Raw genomic sequence first — 12,670 nt, forward strand, 5'->3', positions numbered from 1 at the left:
CGAGCGCCGGCGAGGAGACACCGTGACGGCCGCGGACCCGGTGCGGGCGACCCGCGCGCTGCGCGGTGCGGCGGCCGGCGTGCTGGTGCTCGAGGGCATCGCCGTGCTCTTCGTGCCGCGCGGCATCGCGCAGACCGCGGAGGGCCTCGGCGGCGTGCGGCTGACGCTGCTGCTGGTGCTGGCCGTCGGCCTCGTGCTGGCCGGCGGGGTGCAGCGCCGTCCCCCGGGCCTGGTGGTCGGCACCGCGCTGCAGGTGCCGCTGCTGCTCACCGGTCTGCTCAACGCCGCCATGTGGTTCGTCGGCGGTGTCTTCGTGCTCATCTGGCTGTACCTCCTGCAGGTCCGCAAGGAGCTGCTCGGCCATCCCTTCCGGGAGCCCGCTCCGCGTGGGGACGGCGACCCCGCCGCGTAGGCTCCGCGCTCGTGTCTGAAGCCACCCCCGCCCGCACCCTCGTCCTCGTCAAGCCCGACGGCGTCGCCCGTGGCCTGGTCGGCGAGGTGATCTCGCGCCTGGAGGCCAAGGGCCTGCGCCTGGTCGCCGCCGAGCTGCGCACGCTGACCCGGGACGTCGCGGAGGAGCACTACGGCGAGCACCGCGAGAAGCCGTTCTTCGGCCCGCTGGTCGAGTTCATCACCGGCGGCCCGCTGCTCGCCCTCGTCGTCGAGGGCCCCCGGGCGGTCGAGGCGTTCCGCGCCCTGGCCGGCGCCACCGACCCGGTGAAGGCCGCTCCCGGCACCATCCGCGGCGACTTCGGCCTCGAGGTGCAGAACAACATCGTCCACGGCTCGGACTCCGACGAGTCCGCCGCCCGCGAGATCGCGCTGTTCTTCCCGAAGCTGGGCTGAGGCTCTCCGCCCGCGAGATCTGCACACTGGTCGTCATCGGCGCGCTGAAGGCCGCCACTGTGCAGATCTCGCGGCCGCGGGGGCCGTCTACCCTGGACGGGTCATGAACGGTGAATCGCTGTACCCCCGTCTCGAACCGCTCCTCGCGCAGGTGCAGAAGCCGATCCAGTACGTCGGCGGTGAGCTGAACGCGCAGGTCAAGGCGTGGGACGACGTCGCCGTCCACTGGGCGCTGATGTACCCCGACGCCTACGAGGTCGGGCTGCCCAACCAGGGCCTGATGATCCTCTACGAGGTGCTCAACGAGCGGCCCGACGCCCTGGCCGAGCGCACCTACGCCGTGTGGCCCGACCTCGCCGCGCTCATGCGCGAGCACGGCGTCGGCCAGTTCACCGTCGACTCGCACCGGGCGGTCGCCGACTTCGACCTGCTCGGCGTCAGCTTCGCCACCGAGCTGGGCTACACCAACCTGCTCGAGGCCCTCGACCTCGCCGGGGTGCCGCTGCACGCGGCCGACCGCGACGAGACGCACCCGGTCGTGGTGGCCGGCGGGCACGCCGCGTTCAACCCCGAGCCGATCGCCGACTTCGTCGACTGCGCCGTCCTGGGCGACGGCGAGCAGGTCGTCGGGGACATCACCGACGTGGTGGCGGCGTGGAAGGAGCAGGGCCGCCCCGGCGGGCGCCTGGAGCTGCTGGGCCGCCTCGCGCGGGTGGACGGCGTCTACGTGCCGCGGTTCTACGCCGTCTCCTACGGCCCGGACGGCGCCATCGCGGCGGTCACCCGCACCCGCGACGACGTCCCGGCGCGGGTCGGCAAGCGCACGGTCATGGACCTCGACGAGTGGCCCTACCCGAAGACGCCGCTGGTGCCGCTGGCCGAGAGCGTGCACGAGCGGATGAGCGTGGAGATCTTCCGCGGCTGCACCCGCGGTTGCCGGTTCTGCCAGGCCGGCATGATCACCCGCCCGGTGCGCGAGCGGACCATCACCGGCATCGGCTCGATGGTCGACCAGGGGCTGCGCGCCACCGGGTACGAGGAGGTCGGGCTGCTGTCGCTGTCCAGCGCCGACCACTCCGAGATCGGCCAGGTCGCCAAGCAGCTCGCCGACCGCTACGAGGGCACCAACACCGGGCTGTCGCTGCCGTCCACCCGCGTCGACGCCTTCAACGTCACCCTCGCCAACGAGCTGTCCCGCAACGGCCGGCGCTCCGGCCTGACCTTCGCCCCCGAGGGCGGCAGCGAGCGGATCCGCCGGGTGATCAACAAGACGGTCTCCAAGGACGACCTGGTCCGCACCGTGACCACCGCCTACGCCAACGGCTGGCAGCAGGTGAAGCTCTACTTCATGTGCGGTCTGCCGACCGAGACCGACGAGGACGTGCTGGAGATCGCCGAGCTCGCGGTCGAGGTCATCCGGGCCGGCCGGGAGGCCAGCGGCCGCAAGGACATCCGCTGCACGGTCTCGATCGGCGGGTTCGTGCCCAAGCCGCACACGCCGTTCCAGTGGGCCGGGCAGGCCAGCGCCGAGACGATCGACTCCCGGCTGCGGCTGCTGCGGCAGGTCATCAACGCCGACCGCCGCGTCGGCCGCTCGATCGGCCTGCGCTACCACGACGGCAAGCCGGGCATCGTCGAGGGCCTGCTCTCCCGCGGCGACCGCCGGGTCGGCCGGGTGATCGAGCGGGTGTGGCGTGAGGGCGGCCGGTTCGACGGCTGGAGCGAGCACTTCTCCTACGAGCGCTGGACCGCCGCCGCGGCCGCCGAGCTCGAGCCCCTCGGCATCGACCTGGACTGGTACACCACCCGCGAGCGCGGCCAGGACGAGGTCCTGCCCTGGGACCACCTGGACTCCGGGCTGGACAAGGAGTGGCTCTGGGACGACTGGCAGGAGGCCCTGGCCGAGGAGGAGGTCGCCGACTGCCGGTGGACCCCCTGCTACGACTGCGGCGTCTGCCCGACCAACGGCACCGAGATCCAGATCGGTCCCACCGGGCGCAGCCTGCTGCCGCTCACGGTCGTCGGCCGCTAGTGGCCCGCCAGCCCGAGGGGCCGCCCCCGCCGCCCACCGTGCAGAAGCTGCGGCTGCGCTACGCCAAGCGCGGCCCGCTGCGCTTCGCCTCGCACCGCGACCTCGCCCGCGCCCTGGAGCGGGCGCTGCGCCGCGCGCGAGTGCCGATGGCCTTCTCCGCCGGCTTCTCGCCGCACCCGAAGATCTCCTACGTCGGCGCGGCGCCCACCGGCGCGGCCAGCGAGGCCGAGTACGTGGAGATCGGCCTGGCCGAGCGGCGCGACCCCGAGGAGGTGCGCGCCGCGCTGGACGCCTCGCTGCCGCCGGGCATCGACGTCCTCGAGTGCGTGGAGGCCCTGGGCCCCGGGTCGCTGGCCGACCGGATCGACGCGGCGACCTGGCGCGTGGAGCTGCCGGGGGTGGCGCCGGCCGAGCTGGCGCAGGCCGTCGAGGCGTTCCTCGCCGCCGACGTGGTCACCGTCGAGAAGCGCACCAAGAACGGCCTGCGCGACATCGACGCCCGGCCGGCCGTGGCCAGCGCGTCGGCGGCCGAGGAGGCAGGTTGTGCCATACTGCACATGGTCGTCCGGCAGGTGACGCCCGCCGTTCGACCCGACGACGTGTTGGCCGCCCTGGTTGCCGTCGCCGACCTGCGCCCGCCGTCGCCCCCTCGGGCCGTGCGTGAGGCGCAGGGCCGGCTCGACGACAACGGGACCGTGGCCGACCCGCTCGGCCCGGACCGGGTCGCGAGCACCCGCTGCCAGGGGGAGCCCGCCACGGTCTGACCGGTGGGCCCCGGGGCCGCACGCCGTCGAGCGACACGGCTGCCAGACGTGACGCACCCCGAGATCTCGCACCACCGCAGGACCCGCACCACCGGCGCCCGGCCGCGGCAACTCCTCGCCCGGACACCGACCCCCAGACTTCGCGGGTCGCGCCTGCCGCCGCACCCGGCGCGGGGGCCCGACCCGTCCGACCCCGTGCTCCTGCGCGGCCGCCAGTCCCCGTGATCGGCGCCCGGGAGCACCACACAGGAGGCGAGCCACGCGTGGCCGACCAGACAGACGACAGCACGACCACCCCGGCCGACGAGGGCCTCGACCCCGCCGCCCTGCCGCAGGGGGCGGAGGGGGCCGCCGCCGAGGACGACGTCCGCGTCGCCGAGGCCGGTGACGACGACGCCGGCGAGCAGGCCGCCGTGGAGGAGCTCGCGGCCGCCGAGGAGGACGCCGAGAGCCCCGAGCCGGCCGCCGAGCCCGAGGAGCCCCCGGTCTCCCGCTTCGGCGCCGAGTTCAGCTCCCCGGAGCCCACCGCCGTCATCGCCCGTCCCCGCCGCCGGGCCACCCGCCCGGCCGGCGCGGCCGACCCCGGCGACCACCCGCCCGCGCCGCCCGCCGCCCCCACGATCCCGGCGTTCGTGAGCTTCGTCGCGCCGACCGAGGCCGACGTCCCGCCCCCGCCGCGCCGGCGCAGCCGCCGTCCGCTGGCCGAGTCCCCGGTGGTCGAGGAGACCGACGTCGAGCCGGCCGAGGACGGCGAGGACGAGACCCCCGCGCCGCGCTCGCGGCGCAGCCGCTCGCGCCGCCGCTCCGCTGGTGCGGACGAGACCCCCGCGACCGACCAGGACACCGACACCGACACCGACTCCGACTCCGACGAGGAGCTGGCGGACGCCGAGGGCGACCCCGGTGTCGACGACGGCGAGGACAACGGGGCCGGCGGCAGCCGGCGCCGCCGCCGGGGCCGGCGCGGGCGCGGCCGTGGGCGCAGCGGGGACGACGCCGCCGACACCGAGGGCGACGACGACGCCACCGACGACTCCGCCGACGAGGATGTCGACGAGGACCAGGGCGCCGAGGAGACCGACGAGGACGCCGACGCCGACAGCGGCGAGGACACCGCCGAGGGCGACGAGGGCGAGGGCGGCTCGAGCACCCGCCGCCGGCGCCGGCGGCGCCGCCGTGGCTCCAGCGGAGAGGCCGGCGAGGCGGCCGCGGGGAGCGACGACGACCGTCCCGAGCGGGCCGGCCGCAACGGACGCACCACCAGCGACGACGACGTCAAGGGCGTCACCGGGTCCACCCGGCTGGAGGCCAAGCGCCAGCGCCGCCGCGACGGCCGGGACAACGGCCGCCGCCGGGCGCCGATCCTCACCGAGGCCGAGTTCCTCGCCCGCCGCGAGGCCGTCGACCGCAAGATGGTCATCCGCCAGCGCGGCGAGCGCACGCAGATCGCCGTCCTCGAGGACGACGTGCTCGTCGAGCACTACGTGACCCAGGCGCAGGCGACGTCGTTCGCCGGCAACGTCTACCTCGGCCGGGTGCAGAACGTGCTGCCCAGCATGGAGGCGGCGTTCGTCGACATCGGCAAGGGCCGCAACGCCGTCCTGTACGCCGGTGAGGTCAACTGGGACGCCGCCGGGCTGACCGGCAAGCAGCGCTCCATCGAGCAGGCGCTGAAGTCCGGCGACAAGGTGCTGGTGCAGGTCACCAAGGACCCGATCGGCCACAAGGGCGCCCGGCTCACCCAGCAGGTCAACCTGCCCGGCCGCTTCCTGGTCTACGTGCCCGGTGGTTCGATGACCGGCATCAGCCGCAAGCTGCCCGACACCGAGCGGCAGCGGCTCAAGGACGTCCTCAAGAAGATCGTCCCCGAGGACGCCGGCGTGATCATCCGGACCGCCGCCGAGGGGGCCTCGGAGGAGGAGCTCACCCGCGACGTCGCCCGGCTGCAGGCGCAGTGGGAGGTCATCCAGACCAAGGCGTCCTCGTCGAACAACGCGCCGACGCTGCTCTACGGCGAGCCCGACCTGGCCATCCGGGTCATCCGCGACGTCTTCAACGAGGACTTCAAGGAGCTCGTCGTCCAGGGCGACGACGCCTGGGACACCGTCGAGGCCTACGTCGCGCACGTCTCCCCGGAGCTGACCGGCCGGCTGACCCGGTTCACCGGCGAGGGCGACGTCTTCCGCGACCTGCGCATCGACGAGCAGCTGGCCAAGGCGCTCGACCGGAAGGTGTGGCTGCCCTCCGGCGGCTCGCTGGTCATCGACCGCACCGAGGCGATGACCGTGGTCGACGTCAACACCGGCAAGTTCACCGGCTCCGGCGGCAACCTCGAGCAGACCGTCACGCGCAACAACATGGAGGCGGCCGAGGAGATCGTCCGCCAGCTCCGGCTGCGCGACATCGGCGGCATCATCGTCATCGACTTCATCGACATGGTCCTCGAGAGCAACCGCGACCTGGTGCTGCGGCGGCTCACCGAGTGTCTGGGCCGCGACCGGACCAAGCACCAGGTCGCCGAGGTGACGTCGCTGGGCCTGGTGCAGATGACCCGCAAGCGGGTCGGCCAGGGGCTGCTCGAGGTCTTCTCCGAGCCGTGCGAGCACTGCCGTGGCCGGGGCGTGATCGTCAGCACCGACCCGGTGGACGAGAAGCGCCGCGGCAACGGCGGCGGAGGCGCCGGTGGCGGCAACGGCCGGCGGGACCAGCAGCGCGGTGGCGGCAGGGACAACGGTGCCCGCGACGACGCCAGGGACGCCGCGCCGGCCGAGACCGTGGCCGTCGGCGCCGAGGCGCCGGCCGCGGGGAGCCCGGACGGCGACGGCGAGGGGCAGCGCTCCGGCGGCGGCCGGCGCAACCGCGGCCGCCGCAACCGCAGCCAGTCCGGTGAGGAGCGCGCGGCCGAGGACGCCGCGGTGCTGACCGCCGCAGGCGCGCCCGTCGAGGACGCGGTGGGCGCCGACGCCGGTTCCCCGGACGCCGGGACACCGGACGCCGAGGCCCCGGACGACGCGGTGGTCGCGGTCGAGCCGGATCAGCCCGACGCCGTGACCCCGGAGGCGGCGCCCGAGCCCGTCGCCGAGGAGCCGGCCACGCAGCCCGCTGCCGAGCCGGCCGCCCAGGAGCCGGTCGCCCAGGAGCCGGTCGCGCAGCCGGCTGCCGAGCCGGCCCCGGCGGAGCCCGCTCAGGCACCGGCGCCCGCGGACCAGGCGCTCGCCGAGCCGTCGCCGGCCGGGCCGGAGGACCAGGCCGGGGCGGCGGAGGGGGCCGACGACGAGGCCGTGCCCGCCGGCGCCGGCCCGGACGACCCCGGCCCGATGGACGCCGAGCCCCCCGCGGAGCCGGTGCCGGCCGACACGCCGTCGTCCGCGGGCACGGCGGGGGAGACCCGGCCGCCGGTGGCCGACGACGGCAGCGGGACCGCCACGCCGGTCACCCGCCCGCGCCGCCGCCGGGCGGCCAGCCGCCCGGCCGGCCCGCCGGCCTCCTGAGGTCCCTGCGGGGGCCCGCCGTGAGCGGCTGGGGGGCACGGGGGTCCTCCTCCTTCCCCCGTTCGACCGGAGGAAGGACCCCGCCGCCCCCCACCGCTGGCGAGCTCGCGGTGGGACCCTGCGGCGGGGCCGTTGCGGCTCGGGTACGCTGGTCGGGTTGCACCGCCCCGGCGGGGCACCGCACGGTGCCGCCTGGGAGGCGGGCAACCCGTCCAGCACCCGGCGCCCGACGTCCGGGCGCACGCAGGACACGACAGAGCGATCGAGGAGTTCAGTGGTGTACGCAGTCGTGAAGGCCGGTGGCCGGCAGCACAAGGTGGCCGTGGGCGACCGGTTCACGGTCAACCGTCTCGTGGGTGAGGCGGGCGACACCGTCACCCTCCCGGCCCTGCTCCTGGTCGACGGCGACACCGTCACCAGCGACGCGGAGACGCTGGCCGGGGTGACCGTGACCGGCGAGATCGTCGGCCACGGCAAGGGCCCGAAGATCCGCATCCACAAGTTCAAGAACAAGACCGGCTACCACAAGCGTCAGGGGCACCGTCAGCCCCTCACCGACGTCGTGGTCCGCGACATCACGAAGGGCTGACGCCGACATGGCACACAAGAAGGGCGCCTCGTCCTCCCGCAACGGCCGCGACTCGAACGCGCAGCGCCTCGGCGTCAAGCGCTTCGGGGGGCAGGTCGTGAAGGCCGGCGAGATCATCGTGCGCCAGCGCGGTACCCACTTCCACCCGGGCCTGGGCGTCGGCCGCGGCGGCGACGACACGCTGTTCGCGCTGCAGCCCGGTGCCGTGACCTTCGGCACGCGGCGGGGACGCAAGGTCGTCTCCATCTCCGCGGTCGAGGCCTGAGCACTCGAACGATCCGCTTCACGAGCGCACGGGCCGCGGCCCGTGCGCTCGTGGCGTCTCGGGACAGCTGACACATGGCCGCTTTCGTCGACCGCGTGGTCGTGCACGTCGCCGCCGGCAACGGCGGGCACGGCGTCGCCTCGATCCACCGCGAGAAGTTCAAGCCGCTCGGCGGCCCTGACGGGGGCAACGGGGGCAACGGCGGGGACGTCGTCCTCGAGGTCGACCCCAACGTGCACACGCTGCTGGACTTCCACCACCACCCGCACCAGAAGGCCGGCAACGGCCGCCCGGGTGCGGGCAGCAACCGCCACGGCGCCCGCGGCGAGGACCGCGTGCTGCGGGTCCCCCCGGGCACCGTCGTCAGCACGCCCGACGGCCGGGTCATCGCCGACCTGGTCGGCGCCGGCACCCGCGTCGTCCTCGCCCACGGCGGCAAGGGCGGCCTCGGCAACGCCGCGCTGGCCAACCCCCGGCGCAAGGCCCCCGGCTTCGCGCTGCTCGGCGAGCCGGGCGAGACCCTCGACGCCGTCATCGAGCTCAAGAGCATCGCCGACGTCGGCCTGGTCGGCTTCCCGTCGGCGGGCAAGTCCTCGCTGATCGCGGCCATGTCCGCCGCGCGGCCCAAGATCGCCGACTACCCCTTCACCACGCTGGTGCCCAACCTCGGCGTGGTCCGGGCCGGCGACACCGTCTTCACGATGGCCGACGTCCCCGGGCTGATCCCCGGTGCCTCCGAGGGCCGCGGGCTGGGTCTGGAGTTCCTGCGGCACATCGAGCGCTGCGCGGTGCTGGTGCACGTCGTCGACATGGCCACGATGGAGCCCGGCCGCGACCCGGAGAGCGACATCGAGGCGCTGCAGCACGAGCTGGCGCAGTACCGGGAGGACCTCGTCGACCGGCTGCGGGTCGCCGTCCTCAACAAGATCGACGTGCCCGACGCGCGGGAGCTGGTCGACCTGGTCCGCGAGCCGCTGGAGGCGCGCGGCCTGGAGGTCTTCCCGGTGAGCGCGGCGACCGGCGAGGGGCTGCGCGAGCTCGGCTTCGCCCTGGCCCGCGCGGTCGAGGAGCACCGCGCCGCGCTGCCCGAGCCCGAGCCGGTGCGGGTCACTCTCACCCCGCGGGCGGTGGACGACAGCGGCTTCACCGTCGAGCGCGACCCGGACGACGAGGGCGCGTTCACGGTGCGCGGCGTCAAGCCCGAGCGCTGGGTGCGCCAGACCGACTTCACCAACGACGAGGCCGTCGGCTTCCTCGCCGACCGCCTCAACCGGCTCGGCGTCGAGGACGCCCTGCAGGAGGCCGGCGCGCAGGAGGGCGACACCATCGTCATCGGCGACGTCGCCTTCGACTTCGTGCCGACGCTGCCGGCCGGCACGCTGAGCGCCGAGGAGACCGCGGGGCTCGGCGGGCGGGGCACCGACTCCCGCATCGACGCGCCGCACCGGGTGCGCGCCGAGGAGCGGCTGGCCGCCAAGCGGGCCCGCCGGGTGCCCTACGAGCTCACCGAGACCTGGACCGACGACGACCTGCCCGAGGACGACGAGTGAACCTGCGCGCGGAGATCGCCGGTGCGCGGCGGGTCGTGGTCAAGGTCGGCTCGTCGTCGCTGACCAGCCTGCCCGGTGGGCTGGACGAGCAGCGGCTGACCGCGTTGGTCGACGTCCTCGGCGCGGTGCACGCGCAGGGCCGCGAGGTCGTCCTCGTCTCCTCGGGGGCCATCGCCGCCGGCCTGGCCCCGCTCGGGGTCGTCGGCCGGCCGCGGGACCTCGCCACCGCCCAGGCCGCCGCCAGCGTCGGCCAGCTGCGGCTGGTGCAGACCTACGCCGACGCCTTCGCCCGGCACGACGTCACCGTGGGCCAGGTGCTGCTGACCGCCGACGACCTCACCCGGCGCAGCCACTACCGCAACGCGCAGCGCACGCTGGAGCGGCTGCTGACGCTCGGCGTGCTGCCGATCGTCAACGAGAACGACACGGTGGCCACCGAGGAGATCCGGTTCGGCGACAACGACCGGCTGGCCGCGCTCGTCGCGCACGTCGCGCGGGCCGACGCGCTGCTGCTGTTCAGCGACGTCGACGGCGTCTACGACGGCGACCCGCGGCAGGGCCCGGCGCAGCTGATCGACACCGTGCGCGACCCCGCGGACCTCGGCGAGGTCACCCTCGGCACCGCCCGCCGCAACGGCGTGGGCACCGGGGGGATGGCCACCAAGGTCGAGGCCGCGCTGATCGCCGCGCACGCCGGCGTCCCCGTCGTCGTCACCTCGACCGCCCAGGCCGCCGCCGCGCTGGCCGGGGAGCCGGTGGGCACCCGCTTCGCCGTCATGGGGCCGCGGCCCCGCGCCCGCCAGTTCTGGCTGCGCTTCGCCACCCGCCCGCGCGGCCGGCTGCACCTCGATGCGGGGGCGGTCCGGGCGCTCCGCGAGCGCGGCGCCTCGCTGCTGCCGGCCGGCATCACCGACGTGGCGGGGGAGTTCCTCGCCGACGACCCCGTGGAGCTGGTCGGCCCCGACGGCGTCGTGGTGGCCCGCGGCCTGGTCGCCTACGACGCCCGAGAGCTGCCGCCGCTGCTGGGCCGCAAGACCAGCGAGCTGGACCCGGAGTACCAGCGGGAGATCGTGCACCGCGACGAGATGGTGCTGGTGAGGCGCCCGTCCCTGGGCTGAGAGACTGGCCTGCGTGACGATCCGTCCCATCCGCGAGCTCGGTGACCCGGTCCTCCGCACACCCGCCGACGAGGTGCGCAGCTTCGACAAGGAGCTGGCCGCGCTCGTGCGCGACCTGGAGGACACCGTCGCCGACCCCGGCCGGGCCGGTGTCGCCGCCCCGCAGATCGGCGTCGGGCTGCGCGCGTTCTCCTACAACGTCGACGGACGCATCGGGCACGTGGTCAACCCGCGGATCGTCGAGTTGTCCGAGGAGACCCAGGACGGCGACGAGGGCTGCCTGTCCATCCCCGGCCTGTGGGCGCCCACGGTGCGGGCGATGCACGCCGTCGTGGAGGGGTTCGACGTGCACGGCGAGCCGATCCGGCTGGAGGGCACCGGTCTCATGGCCCGCGCGCTGCAGCACGAGGTCGACCACCTCGACGGCAAGGTCTTCCTCGACCGGCTCACCGGTGAGGCGCGCAAGGCCGCGCTCCGGGCGCTGCGCGACCGCGGCTGATCGCCTGCGCGGCCCGTACGGTGGCCGCGTGACCGACCTCGCCACCCGCGCCCGCACCCTCCTCGACCTGCACACCGCCCCGGAGATCCTGGTCCTCGCCAACGTGTGGGACGTCGTCTCCGCCCAGGTGGTGGCCGCCACCGACGGCGTGCGTGCCCTGGCCACCGCCAGCCACGGCATCGCCGCGACCTTCGGCTACGAGGACGGCGAGAACATCCCGCTCGACCTGCACCTGGACATGGTCGGCCGGATCACCGCCGCGGTGGACCTGCCGGTGAGCATGGACATGGAGGCCGGCTACGGGGACGCCGGCGAGACCGCGCGCCGGGCCATCGGGCTCGGCGTCGTCGGCGGCAACCTCGAGGACCAGATGAAGCCGCTGGACGAGGCCGTCGCCGCCGTCGAGGCGGTGCTGCGGGCCGGCCGGGACGCCGGGATCGACTTCGTCCTCAACGCCCGCACCGACACCTTCATCCGCGCCGCCGAGGGCGCCGACCGCGGCGAGCTCGTCGCCGAGGCGATCCGCCGCGGCCGCGCCTACCTCGAGGCCGGCGCGCCGGTCGTCTTCGTCCCGCGCCTGGTCGACCGCGACGAGATCGCCGCCGTCGTCGAGGGCCTCGGCCGCAACAAGCTGACGCTGATCAGCGTGCCCGGCGCCTCGCTGCCGGCCCGCGAGATGCAGGAGCTCGGCGTGGCCCGCGTCTCCACCGGCCCCTTCACCCAGCGGGTCGCGCTGACCGCGCTGCAGGACGCCGCAGCCGAGATGGTCGCGGGCGGCACGCTCCCCGCGGGCACCCGCGCGCTGAACTGAGCCTCACGTCAGCTTGGCCAAGCAGACCTGGCCAAGCTGATCGGGCTGCTCTACCGTGGGGGCATGACTCACGTCAACGTGCAGGAGGCCAAGACGCGGCTGTCCCAGCTGCTCGCGGCCGCCGAGCGTGGCGAGGAGGTCGTCATCGCACGGGGCGGCCGGCCGGTGGCACGTCTCGTGCCGGTCGACGAGCCTGCACCCCGCCCCGTCGGCTTCGTGGCGGGCTCTGTCCCGGAGACCTTCTTCGAGCCGCTGTCGGACGACGAACTGGCCCGGTGGGAGTGACCACGCTCCTGCTCGACACCCACGCCCTGCTGTGGGTCCTGCTGGATCCGGTACGCATCCCCGCGAAGACCCTCGCGACCGTACGGGCGCCGGACACCACCGTGTACGTCTCCGCGGCCAGTGCGTGGGAGCTCGCCACGAAGCACAGGCTGGGCAAGCTGCAGGGCGCTGCCGCGGTGGTCAGCGGTTACCGGGAACACCTCGCAAGGCTGCGGGCGGAGGAGTTGCCGATCACCGGGCACCACGCGCTCACCGCCGGCACCCTGCAGTGGTCCCACCGCGACCCGTTCGACCGGGTGATCGTCGCCCAGGCACTGCTGGAGTCGCTGGCCGTCGTCACGAGTGACGCTGCGCTCACGGAGTTCCCCGCCATCCGCACTCTCTGGTGAGCCAGGGGGTGGGCCCCGGAGCACCGGTCCC

At 75.0% G+C, this 12,670-nt stretch carries 13 protein-coding genes; all 13 read left to right on the forward strand.

The window, feature by feature from the left end:
• The first annotated feature begins 22 nt into the window (after positions 1–22).
• The 13 genes from BLS21_RS15235 (at position 23) to BLS21_RS15295 (ending at position 12,639) form a co-directional block, all read left to right on the forward strand.
• A complete protein-coding gene (locus BLS21_RS15235; RefSeq protein ID WP_091220005.1) occupies positions 23–412 on the forward strand; it encodes a DUF4233 domain-containing protein in 390 nt (129 codons plus the stop codon).
• A gap of 11 nt (positions 413–423) precedes the next feature.
• The gene (ndk, locus tag BLS21_RS15240; protein WP_091220007.1) at positions 424–846 is read left to right on the forward strand and encodes a nucleoside-diphosphate kinase; all 423 of its coding nucleotides are present in this window, start codon (positions 424–426) and stop codon (positions 844–846) included.
• A 103-nt stretch (positions 847–949) separates the two neighbouring features.
• Positions 950–2,878 carry a TIGR03960 family B12-binding radical SAM protein gene (locus BLS21_RS15245; protein WP_091220010.1) on the forward strand — a complete coding sequence of 643 codons (1,929 nt, stop codon included), beginning with the start codon at positions 950–952 and terminating at the stop codon, positions 2,876–2,878.
• The gene (locus BLS21_RS15250) at positions 2,878–3,642 is read left to right on the forward strand and encodes a TIGR03936 family radical SAM-associated protein (RefSeq protein WP_091220013.1); all 765 of its coding nucleotides are present in this window, start codon (positions 2,878–2,880) and stop codon (positions 3,640–3,642) included. The genes BLS21_RS15245 and BLS21_RS15250 overlap by 1 nt, the downstream gene beginning before the upstream one ends.
• A 263-nt stretch (positions 3,643–3,905) precedes the next feature.
• Positions 3,906–7,133, forward strand: coding sequence for a ribonuclease E/G (locus tag BLS21_RS15255; protein ID WP_091220015.1), 3,228 nt, complete (start codon positions 3,906–3,908; stop codon positions 7,131–7,133).
• A 277-nt stretch (positions 7,134–7,410) separates the two neighbouring features.
• Positions 7,411–7,722: a 50S ribosomal protein L21 gene (rplU, locus tag BLS21_RS15260; protein ID WP_072911969.1), complete on the forward strand. Its 312-nt coding sequence runs from the start codon at positions 7,411–7,413 to the stop codon at positions 7,720–7,722.
• A 7-nt stretch (positions 7,723–7,729) separates the two neighbouring features.
• Positions 7,730–7,987, forward strand: coding sequence for a 50S ribosomal protein L27 (gene rpmA, locus BLS21_RS15265; protein WP_091220018.1), 258 nt, complete (start codon positions 7,730–7,732; stop codon positions 7,985–7,987).
• Positions 7,988–8,061: 74 nt separating this feature from the next.
• Positions 8,062–9,537 (forward strand): GTPase ObgE, encoded by a 1,476-nt coding sequence (obgE, locus tag BLS21_RS15270; RefSeq protein ID WP_091220021.1) that lies wholly within the window; start codon positions 8,062–8,064, stop codon positions 9,535–9,537.
• On the forward strand, positions 9,534–10,655 hold the full coding sequence (gene proB / locus BLS21_RS15275) for a glutamate 5-kinase (protein ID WP_217636147.1): 1,122 nt from the start codon (positions 9,534–9,536) through the stop codon (positions 10,653–10,655). The genes obgE and proB overlap by 4 nt, the downstream gene beginning before the upstream one ends.
• A gap of 13 nt (positions 10,656–10,668) precedes the next feature.
• Entirely contained in the window at positions 10,669–11,154 is a 486-nt protein-coding gene (gene def, locus BLS21_RS15280) for a peptide deformylase (protein WP_091220024.1), read from the forward strand.
• A 28-nt stretch (positions 11,155–11,182) separates the two neighbouring features.
• Complete coding sequence (locus BLS21_RS15285) at positions 11,183–11,965, forward strand: isocitrate lyase/PEP mutase family protein (RefSeq protein ID WP_091220027.1); 783 nt, start codon at positions 11,183–11,185, stop codon at positions 11,963–11,965.
• 63 nt (positions 11,966–12,028) lie between these two features.
• A complete protein-coding gene (locus tag BLS21_RS15290) occupies positions 12,029–12,250 on the forward strand; it encodes a type II toxin-antitoxin system Phd/YefM family antitoxin (protein ID WP_091220030.1) in 222 nt (73 codons plus the stop codon).
• The gene (locus tag BLS21_RS15295; RefSeq protein WP_091220033.1) at positions 12,247–12,639 is read left to right on the forward strand and encodes a type II toxin-antitoxin system VapC family toxin; all 393 of its coding nucleotides are present in this window, start codon (positions 12,247–12,249) and stop codon (positions 12,637–12,639) included. The genes BLS21_RS15290 and BLS21_RS15295 overlap by 4 nt, the downstream gene beginning before the upstream one ends.
• Positions 12,640–12,670: the final 31 nt, after the last annotated feature.

Source organism: Geodermatophilus siccatus (assembly GCF_900103785.1).
Lineage (GTDB): Bacteria > Actinomycetota > Actinomycetes > Mycobacteriales > Geodermatophilaceae > Geodermatophilus > Geodermatophilus siccatus.